Genomic DNA, 14482 nt, shown 5'->3' with positions numbered 1-14482 from the left:
GGTTGGGCTCGGTCGCCGCTCTTCGGGGGGTGATCGCACGCCGGGGTCCGGGTTTCGGGGGACGAGCGTCGGGGCAGCAGCCCATGCTCCGCCGTTGATCTGACACCATTCCCCGGGGGCCCCGTTCGGCGGAGGACGGAGCTCGTATGGGCAGACCTGCGACCAGGGGACGGATGGGACCGCGCAGTGCGGGGCTACGAACGCCAGGAGCGAGAGCCGGCGGCTGACGTCGACCACCTCTCTCGGTTCGAGGCCGAGATGGATCGGCTGAAGACCGAGCGTGAGAAGGCGATTCAGCACGCCGAGGACCTCGGCTACCAGGTCGAGGTGCTGCGCGCCAAGCTGCACGAGGCGCGCCGCACCCTCATGTCCCGGCCCGACTTCGCCGGCGGTGACATCGGCTACCAGGCCGAGCAGTTGCTGCGGAACGCGCAGATCCAGGCCGACCAGCTGCGCCAGGACGCCGAGCGCGAGCTGAGCCAGGTGCGGGCGCAGACCCAGCGCATCCTCCAGGAGCACGCGGAGAACGCGGCCCGGCTCCAGGCCGAGCTGCACCAGGAGGCGGTCACCCGCCGCCAGCAGCTGGACCAGGAGCTCGCGGAGCGCCGGCAGACCGTCGAGTCGCACGTCAACGAGAACGTGGCCTGGGCCGAGCAGCTGCGCGCCCGCAGCGAGTCCCAGGCCCGGCGGCTCCTCGAGGAGTCCCGGGCCGAGGCCGAGCAGGCCATGGCCGCCGCCCGCGCGGAGGCCGAGCGGGTCGCCGCGGAGGCGCGGCAGCGGCTGGAGAGCGAGGCCGAGCAGGCCCGTGCGGAGGCGGAGCAGCTGCTGCGCCGGGCCCGTACGGACGCCGAGCGGCTGCTGAACGCCGCGTCCACGCAGGCCCAGGAGGCCACCGACCACGCCGAGCAGCTGCGCTCCTCCACCGCGACGGAGTCGGACTCCGCGCGCCGGCAGGCGCAGGAACTGAGCCGTACCGCCGAGCAGCGTATGACGGAGGCCGAGGAGGCGCTGCGCAAGGCGCAGGCCGAGGCCGACAAGCTGCTCACCGAGGCCACCGCGCAGGCCGAGAAGGCCCTCTCCAGCGCCGAGTCGGCCAACGAGCAGCGCACGCGCACGGCGAAGGAGCAGGTCGCCCGGCTGGTCGAGGAGGCCACCAAGGAGGCCGAGGCCACCAGGTCGGAGGCGGAGCAGGTCGTCGCGGACGCCCGCAGCGAGGCCGAGCGGATCGTCGCGGAGGCCTCCGAGAAGGCCCGTACGATCACCGCCGAGGAGAGCGCGACCCAGCTGTCGAAGGCGGCCAAGACCGCCGAGGACGTCCTCAACCGTGCGCAGGAGGACGCGAAGAACACCACCAAGGCCGCCGCCGAGGAGGCCGAGCGGATCCGCCGGGAGGCGGAGGCCGAGGCGGACCGGCTGCGGGCCGAGGCGCACGACATCTCCGAGCAGCTCAAGGGCGCGGCCAAGGACGACACCAAGGAGTACCGCGCCAAGACGGTCGAGCTGCAGGAGGAGGCGCGCCGGCTGCGCGGCGAGGCCGAGCAGCTGCGGGCCGACGCGGTCGCCGAGGGCGAGAAGATCCGTGCGGAGGCCCGCAAGGAGGCCGTCCTCCAGATCGAGGAGGCGGCCAAGACCGCCGAGGAGCTGCTCGCCAAGTCCCGCCAGGACGCCGACGAGCTGCGCCAGAAGGCCCAGACCGACAGCGAGAAGGTCCGCACCGAGGCCATCGAGCGGGCGACCACGCTGCGCCGGCAGGCCGAGGAGACCCTGCAGCGCACCCGCCAGGAGGCGGAGCGGCACCGCGAGGAGGTCGTCGAGCAGGCCGAGGGCATCAAGGCCGCCGCCGAGCAGGCCGCCCGCGAGCTGCACGAGGAGACCGAGCGGGCCATAGAGGCACGCCGGCTGGAGGCCGCCGACGAGCTGACGCGGCTGCACACCGAGGCCGAGGAGCGGCTCGCCGCCGCCGAGCAGGCCCTGACCGAGGCCCGTGAGGAGGCCGCGCGGATCCGCCGCGAGGCCGCCGAGGAGACGGAGCGGCTGCGCGCCGAGGCCGCCGAGCGGATCCGTACGCTCCAGCAGCAGGCCGAGGCGGAGGCCGACCGGCTGCGCAACGAAGCGGCGTCGGACGCGTCGGCGTCCCGGGCCGAGGGCGAGGCGATCGCCGTACGCCTGAGGTCGGAGGCCGCGGCCGAGGCCGAGCGGCTGAAGTCGGAGGCGCAGGACACCGCGGACCGGGTGCGGGCGGAGGCGCAGGCCGCCGCCGAGCGGCTCGCCACCGAGGCGTCCGAGACGCTGGCCGCCGCCCAGGAGGAGGCCACCCGGCGCCGCCGCGAGGCCGAGGAGACCCTCGGCGCCGCGCGCACCGAGGCCGACCAGGAGCGCGAGCGGGCCCGCGAGCAGAGCGAGGAGCTGCTGGCCTCGGCGCGCAACCGCGTCGAGGAGGCGCAGGCCGAGGCGGTCCGGCTGGTCGAGGAGGCCGACCGCCGCGCGAACGAGATGGTGTCGGGCGCCGAGCAGCACGCCCAGCAGGTACGGGACTCGGTGTCGGGGCTGCACGAGCAGGCCCAGGAGGAGATCGCCGGGCTGCGCTCGGCCGCCGAGCACGCGGCGGACCGCACCCGGCGCGAGGCGCAGGAGGAGGCGGACCGGGTCCGCGCCGACGCCTACTCCGAGCGGGAGCGGGCCACCGAGGACGCCAACCGGGTGCGGCGCGAGGCCCGCGAGGAGACGGACGCCGCCAAGTCGCTCGCCGAGCGCACCGTTTCGGAGGCGATCGCGGAGGCCGAGCGGCTGCGCGCGGACGCGGCCGAGCACGCCCAGCGGGTGCGTACGGAGGTGTCGGACCTCGTCGCCGAGGCCGACCAGGCCGCCGCGCGCACCCGGGCGGACGCCCGCGAGGACGCCAACCGCATCCGCTCGGACGCGGCGACGCAGGCCGACACCCTCATCACCGAGGCCCGCAGCGAGGCCGAGCGGCTCACCACGGAGACCGTCCGGGACACCGACAAGCTGCGCACCGACACGGTCGCCGAGGCCGAGCGGGTACGGGCCGAGGCGGTCGCCAAGGCCGAGAAGCTCATCGCCGACGCCACCGGGGACGCGGAGCGGCTGCGCGCCGAGGCCGCGGAGACGGTCGGGGCGGCCCAGCAGCACGCGGAGCGGACCCGCAACGAGTCGCAGCGGGTCAAGGCCGAGGCGGCCGCGGAGGCCGAGCGGCTGGTCAACTCCGCGCGCGAGGAGGCCGAGCGCACCCTCGACGAGGCCCGCAAGGACGCGGCGAAACGGCGCCAGGACGTGGCCGAGCAGGTCGACACGCTCATCACCGAGACCACCGCCGAGGCCGACAAGCTGCTCACCGAGGCGCAGCAGCAGGCCCACAAGACGACCGCCGAGGCGGAGGCGCAGGCCGACACCATGGTGGGCGCGGCCCGCAAGGAGGCCGACCGGCTGGTGTCGGAGGCGACGGTCGAGGGCAACGCCCGGGTGGAGAAGGCCCGTACGGACGCGGACGAGCTGCTGGTCGGCGCGCGCCGGGACGCCACCGCGATAAGGGAGCGCGCGGAGGAGCTGCGCGACCGGATCACGGCCGAGATCGAGGCGCTGCACGAGCGGGCCCGCCGCGAGTCGGCCGAGACGATGAAGTCGGCGGGCGACCGCTGCGACGCGCTCATCAAGGCCGCCGAGGAGCAGCTCGGCAAGGCCCAGGCGAAGGCCAAGGAGCTGGTCTCGGAGGCCAACTCCGAGGCGGGCAAGGTCCGTATCGCCGCCGTGAAGAAGGCCGAGGGGCTCCTGAAGGAGGCCGAGCAGAAGAAGGCGGCCCTCGTGAAGGAGGCCGAGGAGCTGAAGGCCGAGGCGATCCGCGAGGCCAAGGCCACGGTCGAGGAGGGCAAGCGCGAGCTGGAGATCCTGGTGCGCCGGCGCGAGGACATCAACGCCGAGATCTCCCGTGTCCAGGATGTCCTGGAAGCGTTGGAGTCCTTTGAGGCCCCTGCGGCGGGCAAGGACGGTGGCGTCAAGGCGGGCGCCGCGGTCGGCGCCCCTCGTTCGGGTAAGCCGTCGGACAGTTAGTCGACAGGTTAACTCCGGTGCCTTCTGGGGCCTTTGACCAAGTTTTTGGCAAGCCGTCCAAGGGTTAGCCACTCAAAAGGGGTGTCATTCTCCAGATCAAACACGTATCCGCTCGATGACACACCGCTTCGGCCCCTAGGATTCCCCCTATCACCTCACCGGTCTCATTTGACAGGAACCCCATGAGCGACACTTCCCCCTACGGCTTCGAGCTTGTGCGGCGTGGGTACGACCGCGCTCAGGTGGACGAACGCATCTCCAAGCTCGTCTCCGACCGTGACAGCGCTCTCGCCCGCATCACCGCTCTGGAAAAGCGCATCGAGGAGCTCCACCTCGAGACGCAGAACGCCCAGGCACAGGTGACCGACGCCGAGCCCTCGTACGCCGGTCTCGGCGCGCGTGTCGAGAAGATCCTCCGCCTCGCCGAGGAAGAGGCCAAGGATCTGCGCGAGGAGGCCCGGCGCGCCGCCGAGCAGCACCGCGAGCTCGCCGAGTCGGCGGCCCAGCAGGTCCGCAACGACGCAGAATCGTTCGCTGCGGAGCGCAAGGCCAAGGCCGAGGACGAGGGCGTCCGGATCGTCGAGAAGGCCAAGAGCGACGCTTCCCAGCTGCGTTCCGAGGCTCAGAAGGACGCTCAGTCGAAGCGCGAGGAGGCGGACGCCCTCTTCGAGGAGACCCGCGCCAAGGCCGCGCAGGCCGCCGCCGACTTCGAGACGAACCTCGCCAAGCGCCGCGAGCAGTCCGAGCGCGACCTGGCGTCCCGTCAGGCCAAGGCCGAGAAGCGCCTCGCGGAGATCGAGCACCGCGCGGAGCAGCTGCGCCTGGAGGCCGAGAAGCTGCGCACGGACGCCGAGCGCCGCGCCCGCCAGACGGTGGAGACGGCCCAGCGCCAGGCCGAGGACATCGTGGCCGACGCGAACGCCAAGGCCGACCGGATCCGTTCGGAATCCGAGCGCGAGCTGGCCGCCCTCACCAACCGCCGCGACAGCATCAACGCCCAGCTGACGAACGTCCGCGAGATGCTCGCGACGCTCACGGGCGCGGCCGTGGCCGCCGCCGGCTCCCCGGCCGACGACGAGCCCATCTCCCGTGGGGTTCCGGCTCAGCAGTCCCGGTAATCAGTAGCACGATCAAGGGCCCGTACCGTCTCCCCCGAAGGTGCGGGCCTTTGTCATGCCCTGCGAGTCACCAGCGGCAGGAACACCTCGTCGACGATCTCGACCAGCGTCTGTTCCGTCAGCGGCTCGCTGCGCATCACGATCTCGTTGCGGACGAGGTCCGTGGGGAGGGTCATGATCCGGGGCAGGACGTCGGCCGTCGGGATCTCGCCGCGCTCTGCGGCCCGTTCGAGCAGGGTCGTCATCACTCCGTGCATGACCTCGAAGGCCCCCACCCGCTGCTCGCCGATCTCGGCCAGCACCCCGTGCACCACGTCCTGCCCGATGTCCCGCTGCCGGTCCGCCATCAGCCGCAGCACGGCCAGGACGTCCTCGCGCAGCGACCCGGTGTCCGGGACCTGGTCGGCGATCGAGCCGCCCTGCCGGTGGCGCAGGGCCGCGACGACCAGTTCCGCGCGGTTGGGCCAGCGGCGGTAGAGGACCTGCTTTCCGGTACGGGCGCGGGCGGCGACGCCCTCCATGGTGAGCCTCGGGTAGCCGACGGCCTTGAGTTCCGCCCAGGCCGCGTCCAGGAGGTCGGCCTCCAGGGCGGCGCCGCGCCGCCGGGTGGTCTCCGCGGGCACTGACCCACCTCCTTCCTCAAGAGACCTTGCGTCTCCAATCAGGGGCAGCTTATCGTCGAAGTAAGAGACGTATCGTCTCCTAATATCCGTCCGGGGGGACCCGTATGCCCAAAACCAAAGAGCGCCTCGACCCGGCCGTCCTCAAACTGGCCGGAATCCTCGTCCTCGGCGCCCTCGCGCCGCTGCTCGACAGCACGATCGTGTCGATCGCCATCCACACCCTCGGCCACGACCTGGGCGCCTCCACGGCGACCGTGCAATGGGTGAGCACCGCCTATCTGCTGGCCCTCGCGATGGTCGTGCCGGTCAGCGGCTGGGCCGCCGAACGGTTCGGGGCCCGGCGGGTCTGGCTGGGGGCGCTGACGCTGTTCCTGGCCGGCTCGCTGCTGTGCGCGCTCGCCCGGGACATCGAGTCGCTGATCGCCTTCCGGGTGGTGCAGGGCGTGGGCGGCGGGCTGATGCTGCCGGTGCTGCAGACCCTGGTCATCCGCGCGGCGGGCCGGGAGCGGCTCGGCCGGCTCATGGGCGTGGTGTCGATCCCGGCCGTCGTGGGCCCGATCCTCGGACCCGTCCTCGGCGGCCTGATCGTCGCCCACCTCAGCTGGCACTGGATCTTCTACGTCAACCTGCCGCTCTGCCTGCTCGCCATCGTGCTCGCGCTGCGGGGCGTGCCCAGGGACGAGGGCACGCGGGCCGCCCGTCTCGACCTGACCGGCCTCGCGCTGGTCTCCCCCGGGCTGGCCGCGCTGATCTACGGTCTCGCCCAGGTCGGCGACCAGGGCGGCTTCGGGCACGCGCGCGTGCTGGTGCCGATGACGGTCGGGGCCGTACTGGTGGCCGCTTTCGTCGTACGTGCCCTGCGTGTTCCGCAACCTCTCGTGGATCTACGGCTGTTCCGGGTGCGGTCGTTCGGGGTGGCCTCGGCGCTGACCTTCACAGGCGGGCTGACCCTGTTCGGCGGGATGTTCCTGCTGCCCCTCTACTACCAGCAGGTGCGCCACGAGGGCGTGATCGACGCCGGGCTGCTGCTCGTGCCGCAGGGCGTCGGCGCGCTGCTGGCCCGCACGACCGGCTCGCTCTCCGACCGCGTCGGCCCCCGCCCGGTCGCGGTGACCGGCCTGCTGCTGACCGCTCTGGGCACGCTCCCCTTCGCGGCCGGCGCCGACAACGGCTACCTGCTCGCCGCCGCCCTCCTGGTCCGCGGCTTCGGCATGAGCGCGGCCAACCTGGCCCTGCTGGTCGGCGCCTTCCGCGACCTCGCCCCCGCGGACGTCCCGCACGCCAGTTCCGCCACCCGCATCCTCCAGCAGCTCGGCGGCTCCTTCGGCACCGCCGTCCTCGCCGTCCTGCTGCAGAGCGGCGGCGGCACGGACACGGCGTTCGCGCACACCTTCGCCTGGACGACGGCGTTCACCGTTGTTGCCGCCGGCGTCGGACTCTGTTTGCCCGTCCGGGTGGCAGTGGCCCAACCGGCGTCTTAGCGTGGCCGCATGATCCAGCTGGAGGGCCTGACCAAGCGGTACGGCGAGAAGGTGGCGGTCAACAACCTCACCTTCACCGTCAGACCCGGCATCGTGACCGGCTTCCTCGGACCGAACGGCGCCGGCAAGTCGACGACGATGCGGATGATGCTCGGGCTCGACCGGCCGACGGCGGGCGACGTCCGGATCGACGGTCAGCACTACGACCACCTCAAGGATCCCCTCAAGTACATCGGCGCCCTGCTGGACGCCAAGGCCATGCACGGCGGCCGCAGCGCCTACAACCACCTGCTCTGCCTCGCCCAGAGCAACGGCATCCCGAGGAGCCGCGTCGCCGAGGTGCTCGACACCGTGGGGCTCACGGCGGTCGCGAGGAAGAAGGCCAAGGGCTTTTCGCTGGGCATGGGGCAGCGGCTCGGCATCGCCGGCGCGCTGCTGGGCGACCCGCGGATCCTGATGTTCGACGAGCCCGTCAACGGCCTGGACCCCGAGGGCATCCACTGGATCCGCAACCTGATGAAATCCCTGGCGGCCCAGGGCCGTACCGTCTTCGTCTCGTCCCATCTCATGAGCGAGATGGCGCTGACCGCGGACCACCTGGTCGTCATCGGACAGGGCCGGCTGCTCGCGGACACCTCCATGGCCGACTTCATCGAGCAGAACTCGCGGTCGTACGTCCGTGTCCGCACCCCGCAGCGCGAGCGGCTGCTCGACATACTGCACGAGGCCGGGGTCACCGTCGTCGAGTCCGGCAGCGGGGCGCTGGAGGTGGACGGCGGCAAGGCCGAGCAGATCGGCGAGCTGGCCGCGCAGCACCAGATCGTGCTGCACGAGCTGAGCCCGCAGCAGGCCTCCCTGGAAGAGGCGTTCATGCAGCTGACCGCCGAGTCGGTCGAGTACCACGCGCACACCGACACACCCCAGGACGCGCCGCCCGCGCCGCGGCAGGCGTGGGGCGACGGCTGGAACAGGAGCTGAGCATGGCGGCGATCCAGGTCGTACGGTCCGAGTGGACCAAGATCCGGTCGGTGGCCTCGACCGTGTGGACGCTCTCCCTCGCCGTGGTCGTCACCATCGCCCTCGGCATGCTGATCTCCGCGCTGACCAAGCACGAGTTCGACAACATGAGCGCGAAGGACAAGCTCTCCTTCGACCCGACCTTCATCAGCTTCGCCGGGATGAGCCTCGGGCAGCTCGCGATGATCGTGTTCGGGGTGCTGGTCGTCTCCAACGAGTACAGCACCGGCATGATCCGCACCTCGCTGGCCGCCGTGCCGCAGCGCGGGACCTTCCTGTTCAGCAAGATCGCGGTGGCCACCGGGCTCGCACTGGTCGTCGGCCTCGCCACCAGCTTCGTCGCGTTCTTCCTCGGGCAGGCCATGCTCGGCTCGCACAAGGCCGAGATCGGCGACCCGCACGTGCTGCGCGCGGTGATCGGCGGCGGGCTCTACATGACCCTGATCGCGGTGTTCTCGATGGGCGTGGCGGTGATGCTGCGCTCGCCGATGCTGTCGCTGGGCATCCTGATGCCGTTCTTCTTCCTGGTCTCCAACATCCTCGGCAACGTCTCGGCGACCAAGAAGATCGGCCGGTATCTGCCCGACCAGGCCGGCAGCAAGATCATGCAGGTGGTGACGCCGATCGACGACGACACCCCGTACGGGCCCTGGGGCGGGCTCGCGATCATGGTGCTGTGGGTGGTGGCGGCGCTCGCGGGCGGGTACGTGTTGCTGAAGCGACGGGACGCGTGAAGAAAGGCTGAGCGGAGCGTCACCTTTTACTTGCTCTTGAGCGGAACCGTCAGCGCCTCGATATCCTCCTAACCCTTACGGGGGCGTGTGCCCCGCTGTCCTGAACCTTTCGATGGGTGCGGAGCATGATCGAGGCAGTCGGCCTGACCAAGCGCTACGGCGACAAGACCGCTGTGTACAACCTTTCCTTCCAGGTGCGGCCCGGGGCGGTCACCGGCTTCCTGGGGCCGAACGGTTCCGGCAAGTCGACGACGATGCGGATGATCCTCGGCCTCGACAACCCCAGCGCGGGCCAGGTGACGATCGGCGGCTACCCCTACCGGAAGCTGCCGAACGCTCCGCGCCAGGTGGGCGCGCTGCTCGACGCCAAGGCCGTGCACGGTGGCCGCTCCGCCCGCAGCCATCTCCTCTGCCTCGCCCAGCTGTCCGGGATCCCGTCCCGCCGGGTCGACGAGGTGCTCGGCGTGGTCGGGCTGCAGGACGTGGCGAAGAAGCGGTCCAAGGGCTTCTCGCTCGGCATGGGACAGCGGCTCGGCATCGCCGCGGCGCTGCTCGGCGACCCGCAGGTGCTGCTGTTCGACGAGCCGGTCAACGGGCTCGACCCCGAGGGCATCCTCTGGGTGCGCAACCTGATGAAGGCGCTGGCGGCCGAGGGGCGTACGGTCTTCGTCTCCTCGCACCTGATGAGCGAGATGGCGCTGACGGCGGACCACCTCATCGTGATCGGGCGCGGGCAGCTGCTGTCCGACATGAGCGTCAAGGACTTCATCTCGGCGAACTCCGCGGACTTCGCGCGCGTGCGGACGCCGGACACCGAGCCGCAGCTGCGCGAGAAGCTGACGTCCGCGCTGACCGAGGCGGGCGGGCACGTGCTGCCGGAGCAGGACGGGGGGCTGCGGGTGACGGGACTGCCCCTCCCCCGCATCAGCGACATCGCGCACGACGCCGACGTACGGCTGTGGGAGCTGTCGCCGCATCAGGCCTCGCTCGAGGAGGCGTACATGCGGATGACGCAGGGCGCGGTCGACTACCGCTCGACGGTCGACCAGAAGGCGGGCCTGATGCAGCCGCTGCCGCCCGGCGCCCAGCCCCCGATGCCGGTCCCCGGCCAGGGCCAGCCCGGCTGGTACGCCCCACCGCCGCCGCAACAGGGCGGCCAGCCGTTCGCGATGCCGCAACTCCCCCAGGGCCAGCCCGGCCCGTACGGCGCCCCACAGCCCCCTGCGGGCCCGTACGGCGCCCCGGCGGCCCCCGGAGCTGGCCACCCCAACCCGTACGCGCAGACGGCCCCTCAGACGCCCCACGACGCACCCTCAGCACCGGCACCGGGCCACCCGCCCGCGCCGGCGGACCAGGCCCCGCCCGCCGCACCGCAGCCTCCGGCCGCTCAGTCGGCATCGCCGGCTCCTGCCGCGCCTGCCCAGCCGCCCGCCCCAGCGTCGGCGCCGCCGCAGGCCGCCGCGCCCGCCGCCTCCACCCCCTCCGCCGCTCCCGCCGACCTGACCAAGCCCGAGGACGCCCGATGAGTGCTCCGACCCCGCAGCCCCCGATGCCGCAGGCCGCCGTACCCGACTGGCAGGCGGCCGCGCACGGTTCGTCGTATCCCGGTGTTGGTTACACCTCGCCGATCCCCGTCGTGCGCACGCATCTCGGGCATGCCATCGCCTCGGAGTGGACGAAGATCCGGTCGGTGCGCTCCACGATGTGGACGCTCGGGGTGTTCGTCGTGCTCGTCGTCGGCATCGGGCTGCTGGTCGCCGCGCTCGTCGCCGCCAACGCCGGGGACGCGAGTCTGCAGGGTGAGAACCCGCTGTCCTTCGGCGTGTTCGGCCTGCTGCTCGGCAGCATCTGCATCATCACGCTCGGCGTGCTGACCACGGCCTCCGAGTACGGCACCGGAATGATCCGGACCACGATGACCGCCTGCCCGACCCGTGGCCGCGTGCTCGCCGCCAAGGCGATCGTGTTCTTCGCCGTCGCCTTCACAGTCACCTTCGCGTCCGTGCTGCTCGTCGCCCTCGCCGACGCGTCCATGCTGACCGACGCCAGGGACCCGTCCACCTCCGAGTGGCTGAAGGGCACCTTCGGCGTCTCCTTCTACCTCGCGCTGCTCGGCCTGCTCTCGCTGCTGATCGGCTCGGTCATCCGGCACTCCGCGGGCGCCATCACCATCATGATCGGCGTCGTCCTGGCCCCGCTGGTGATCGCGCTGTTCATGTTCTCGGAGGCGCTGGACGGCGTACGCCAGGCCCTGTTCCAGTACTCGATCCCGAACCAGCTGAGCGTCTTCTACTCCAACTCCCTCAGCGAGTCCGGCCCGAGCGGCTGGGACCCGCTGTGGATCGCGCTGGGCGTGACGGCCGCCGCCTTCGCGGGCGCCATCGCCCTGCTGGACCGACGGGACGTATAGAGACCGCCGGTCAGAACTTCGGCGCGTTACGGGACCGCTGCACCCGCGTGGTGCGGCGGTCCTTCGCGTTCCAGCACGCCTTGTGCCAGTGCCGGCGCTCGTCGACGCCCGAATGCTCCGGCCACGCGACCACGTGCGGGACCCCGGAGCCGATCATCTGGTCGCAGCCGGGACAGCGGTACGTCTTGCCCTGCGCGCTCGCGCCCGCGACGTGCCGCACGCTCCACTCCTCGCCCTGCCAGCTCTCGGTGGACTGCCAGCCGCCGTAGCGGCCGGGGCGGTCGTCCTCGGCGCTCCGGCCGGACGAGCCCGAAGGATCGGCACCCTTGGGTCGGTTGCGACGCGGGGACACGGGACACCTCACGGGGCTATACAGGAAGCACGGGTCGTGTCCAGCCTACGGGGCGTGGACGGGGGTATGCGTAGGGCACCGACCGGCGCCGGACCTCCGCCGCAGCGGCCATTCTGCAGACAATCCGCAAATCTCCTCGCCAAGCCGTGACCTCGGCACGTGTCACACGGTTATGCCCGTCGGGGGAGCTCCGCGTCGGAGCCAAGGAAGCAGGAAAAGCAATGCACGTTGGAAGTTTCGTGTTGGCGGCCCAGTTCCCGGGACAGGGCCAGGGGGAGGCACTGCACCGCGCGGTCCGCTCCGCGGAGGTCGCCGAGGAGGCCGGTCTGGACTCGGTCTGGCTGGCCGAGCACCACTTCGTGCCGTACGGGACCTGCCCGTCGGCCATCACCCTGGCGGCGTTGCTGCTGGGCCGCACCCGCCGGCTACGGGTCGGTACGGCGGTCAGCGTGCTGCCCACCGCCCACCCCGTCTCGCTCGGCGAGCAGGCCGCGCTGCTGCACATCACGTCCGGCGGGCGCTTCTCGCTGGGCGTGGGGCGCGGTGGGCCCTGGGTCGACCTGGAGGTGTTCGGCTCGGGTCTCGCGGCGTACGAGAAGGGGTTTCCGGAATCACTCGATCTGCTGGTGCGCTGGCTGCGCGAACCCTCGGTCGCGGCCGCGGGCGAGCGCTTCAGCTTCCGTGAAGTGCCCGTCGTACCAAGGCCGTCGGAGTCGCTGTCGGAGGCGGCGGGTCCGGAGGTCGTCGTCGCGTGCACCTCCCCGGCGAGTGTGCGGCTGGCCGCCGAGCGCGGGCTGCCGATGCTGCTCGGGATGCATGTGGGGGACGAGGAGAAGGCGGAGATGGTCGCGCTGTGGCGGCAGTCGGCGCGGGCCGCCGGCCATCCGCCGGAGCAGGTCCTGGACGCGGCCCATGTCTCGGCGGGCGTCTGCCAGATCGCCGACCGGCGCACGGACGCGGTGGAGGCCCTGACGAAGGCGATGCCGGGCTGGCTGAAGCAGGGGCTGGACGCGCATGTGACGGTGGACGGCCGGGCCCGGCAGATGCGCGACCCGCTGGCCTACACGGAGTTGCTGTGCGGGCTGCACCCGGTGGGCACCCCGCGGCTGTGCGCCGACCGGCTCGCGGCGACCAGCGAGCGGACCGGCATCTCCCGCTTCGCCCTCCTGGTCGAGGGCTCGGGAGACCTGGCGGCCACCGAGGAGAACGTACGGCGGCTGGGGGCCGAGGTGATCCCGCAAGTCGGCTGATTCTGTCGAACTGCCCTGCCCGGCATGGAGCTTGCCGCCCCAGTACTAGTTGCACCTCCCGCGTATGGAGCGGCAAGCAAAGCGGCTACGGCTCAGCAGTCCCGGAACTCCGGAGACTGGTTGAGCAGCTGACTGCGGACCGAGGTGAAGCGGGCCAGCGTCTCATCGACCGAGGCGTCCAGCGGGAACACCGCCACCCGGTGGCAGTTCTGGAAGGCCAGTCGCACACCGAAGTGCCGTTGCAGCGCGCCGCGTATCGCGTCACTCGCGAGCGCACGCAGCAGCTGACCGCGTGCCTGCTCGTCCGGCGGGGGCGTCTGGTTGTCGGCGAACGATCCGCCGTCCACCTTCAGCTGGGCCACCAGGGAGCTGATCATCTCCCATGCATAGGGCAGGGAGGTCCGGACGCAGTCGACGAATTCTGCTTCGTCGACCTCGCCTCGCTCGGCCTTTTCGAGTAGGGCCGGTGAGACGTCGAGCGACATGGGTTCTCCTCTCGCACCCCTGCGATCGACAGGGGTTGCCGGACAGATAAGGGAGTTCGCGATACCGAACACGCTCAGTACACGTCTCGCGACCTCCCGTTTACTACGGTAGGCAACCGACGGTGACGGCACCAGGAGAATGCGTACATGCGGAGCCCTCTTTGGGCACACAATCGGCCACAAATGAACAAGGGTTGACCCGGGACTTCCGGGGCGAATCGCGTCGACCCACGGCCGTCGAGTAGCGTTGCCGACCATGCGTCTCGTCATTGCCCGGTGTTCCGTCGACTACGCGGGCCGGCTCACCGCCCACCTCCCCGCAGCCCCCCGCCTGATCCTGGTGAAGGCGGACGGCAGTGTGTCGATCCACGCGGACGACCGCGCCTACAAGCCCCTGAACTGGATGTCCCCGCCCTGCACGCTGAAGGAGGGCTCGGGCGACGAGGACGGCGTCTGGACCGTCGTCAACAAGGCGGGCGAGAAGCTGATCATCACGATGGAGGAGATCCTCCACGACTCCTCGCACGAACTCGGCGTGGATCCGGGCCTGATCAAGGACGGCGTGGAAGCACACCTCCAGGAGCTCCTCGCGGACCGCATCGAGACCCTCGGGGACGGCTACACGCTCATCCGCCGCGAGTACATGACCGCGATCGGCCCGGTCGACATCCTCTGCCGGGACGCCGACGGGCAGACGGTCGCGGTCGAGATCAAGCGGCGCGGCGAGATCGACGGCGTGGAACAGCTCACCCGCTACCTCGAACTCCTCAACCGCGACCCCCATCTCGCCCCCGTCCGCGGCATCTTCGCGGCCCAGGAGATCAAGCCCCAGGCCCGCGTCCTCGCCACGGACCGCGGCATCGGCTGCACGGTCCTGGACTACGACGCCCTGCGCGGCATCGAGGACGACAAGCTGCGGCTGTTCTGACGGCGGGGTCCGAACAGAC

The 14482-nt window shown here is 71.6% G+C and carries 12 protein-coding genes; 9 read left to right on the top strand and 3 right to left on the bottom strand.

Going from position 1 to position 14482, the window contains the following annotated elements:
- Positions 1–186: 186 nt before the first annotated feature.
- Both scy and ABZ848_RS37780 read left to right on the top strand, forming a co-directional pair.
- Positions 187–4065, top strand: coding sequence for a polarized growth protein Scy (gene scy / locus ABZ848_RS37785; RefSeq protein ID WP_360839312.1), 3879 nt, complete (start codon positions 187–189; stop codon positions 4063–4065).
- A 182-nt stretch (positions 4066–4247) separates the two neighbouring features.
- A complete protein-coding gene (locus ABZ848_RS37780; RefSeq protein ID WP_360839310.1) occupies positions 4248–5183 on the top strand; it encodes a cellulose-binding protein in 936 nt (311 codons plus the stop codon).
- Between the two features lie 53 nt (positions 5184–5236).
- Here ABZ848_RS37780 and ABZ848_RS37775 read toward each other — a convergent pair whose 3' ends face one another.
- Positions 5237–5806, bottom strand: a complete 570-nt coding sequence (locus tag ABZ848_RS37775) for a TetR/AcrR family transcriptional regulator (RefSeq protein WP_360839309.1) — start codon at positions 5804–5806, stop codon at positions 5237–5239.
- A 104-nt stretch (positions 5807–5910) separates the two neighbouring features.
- Between ABZ848_RS37775 and ABZ848_RS37770 the strand changes: the two genes are divergently transcribed.
- The 5 genes from ABZ848_RS37770 (at position 5911) to ABZ848_RS37750 (ending at position 11448) form a co-directional block, all read left to right on the top strand.
- On the top strand, positions 5911–7287 hold the full coding sequence (locus ABZ848_RS37770; protein ID WP_360839307.1) for a DHA2 family efflux MFS transporter permease subunit: 1377 nt from the start codon (positions 5911–5913) through the stop codon (positions 7285–7287).
- A gap of 9 nt (positions 7288–7296) precedes the next feature.
- Positions 7297–8265: an ABC transporter ATP-binding protein gene (locus ABZ848_RS37765; protein WP_360839306.1), complete on the top strand. Its 969-nt coding sequence runs from the start codon at positions 7297–7299 to the stop codon at positions 8263–8265.
- 2 nt (positions 8266–8267) lie between these two features.
- Positions 8268–9038, top strand: a complete 771-nt coding sequence (locus tag ABZ848_RS37760) for an ABC transporter permease (RefSeq protein ID WP_360839304.1) — start codon at positions 8268–8270, stop codon at positions 9036–9038.
- A gap of 125 nt (positions 9039–9163) precedes the next feature.
- Positions 9164–10564 (top strand): ATP-binding cassette domain-containing protein, encoded by a 1401-nt coding sequence (locus ABZ848_RS37755; protein WP_360839302.1) that lies wholly within the window; start codon positions 9164–9166, stop codon positions 10562–10564.
- Between the two features lie 23 nt (positions 10565–10587).
- Positions 10588–11448, top strand: a complete 861-nt coding sequence (locus tag ABZ848_RS37750; protein ID WP_360839401.1) for an ABC transporter permease — start codon at positions 10588–10590, stop codon at positions 11446–11448.
- A gap of 10 nt (positions 11449–11458) precedes the next feature.
- Here the strand turns inward: ABZ848_RS37750 and ABZ848_RS37745 are convergent, their stop codons facing one another.
- Positions 11459–11800 (bottom strand): ATP/GTP-binding protein, encoded by a 342-nt coding sequence (locus tag ABZ848_RS37745; protein WP_242766331.1) that lies wholly within the window; start codon positions 11798–11800, stop codon positions 11459–11461.
- Positions 11801–12021: 221 nt separating this feature from the next.
- Here ABZ848_RS37745 and ABZ848_RS37740 point away from each other — a divergent pair, with 221 nt between their 5' ends.
- On the top strand, positions 12022–13050 hold the full coding sequence (locus ABZ848_RS37740; RefSeq protein ID WP_360839300.1) for an LLM class flavin-dependent oxidoreductase: 1029 nt from the start codon (positions 12022–12024) through the stop codon (positions 13048–13050).
- Positions 13051–13142: 92 nt separating this feature from the next.
- On the opposite strand, the gene ABZ848_RS37735 is transcribed toward ABZ848_RS37740, so the two are convergent.
- Positions 13143–13535, bottom strand: coding sequence for an SCO5389 family protein (locus tag ABZ848_RS37735; protein ID WP_097269047.1), 393 nt, complete (start codon positions 13533–13535; stop codon positions 13143–13145).
- A 256-nt stretch (positions 13536–13791) separates the two neighbouring features.
- On the opposite strand from ABZ848_RS37735, the gene nucS reads away from it, so the two are divergent.
- A complete protein-coding gene (nucS, locus tag ABZ848_RS37730; protein WP_360839298.1) occupies positions 13792–14463 on the top strand; it encodes an endonuclease NucS in 672 nt (223 codons plus the stop codon).
- Positions 14464–14482: the final 19 nt, after the last annotated feature.

It is taken from the genome of Streptomyces sp. NPDC047081 (genome assembly GCF_040643775.1).
Taxonomy (GTDB): Bacteria; Actinomycetota; Actinomycetes; order Streptomycetales; family Streptomycetaceae; genus Streptomyces.
This window is presented reverse-complemented; position numbering and strand designations above follow the sequence as displayed.

Bases quoted from the DNA above. Each gene is read 5' to 3' on its own strand.
- ABZ848_RS37760 (WP_360839304.1), top strand. From the start codon at position 8,268: ATGGCGGCGATCCAGGTCGTACGGTCCGAGTGGACCAAGATCCGGTCG.
- ABZ848_RS37750 (WP_360839401.1), top strand. From the start codon at position 10,588: ATGCCGCAGGCCGCCGTACCCGACTGGCAGGCGGCCGCGCACGGTTCG.
- ABZ848_RS37740 (WP_360839300.1), top strand. From the start codon at position 12,022: ATGCACGTTGGAAGTTTCGTGTTGGCGGCCCAGTTCCCGGGACAGGGC.
- ABZ848_RS37770 (WP_360839307.1), top strand. From the start codon at position 5,911: ATGCCCAAAACCAAAGAGCGCCTCGACCCGGCCGTCCTCAAACTGGCC.
- nucS (WP_360839298.1), top strand. From the start codon at position 13,792: ATGCGTCTCGTCATTGCCCGGTGTTCCGTCGACTACGCGGGCCGGCTC.
- ABZ848_RS37735 (WP_097269047.1), bottom strand. From the start codon at position 13,535: ATGTCGCTCGACGTCTCACCGGCCCTACTCGAAAAGGCCGAGCGAGGC.
- ABZ848_RS37780 (WP_360839310.1), top strand. From the start codon at position 4,248: ATGAGCGACACTTCCCCCTACGGCTTCGAGCTTGTGCGGCGTGGGTAC.
- ABZ848_RS37755 (WP_360839302.1), top strand. From the start codon at position 9,164: ATGATCGAGGCAGTCGGCCTGACCAAGCGCTACGGCGACAAGACCGCT.
- ABZ848_RS37765 (WP_360839306.1), top strand. From the start codon at position 7,297: ATGATCCAGCTGGAGGGCCTGACCAAGCGGTACGGCGAGAAGGTGGCG.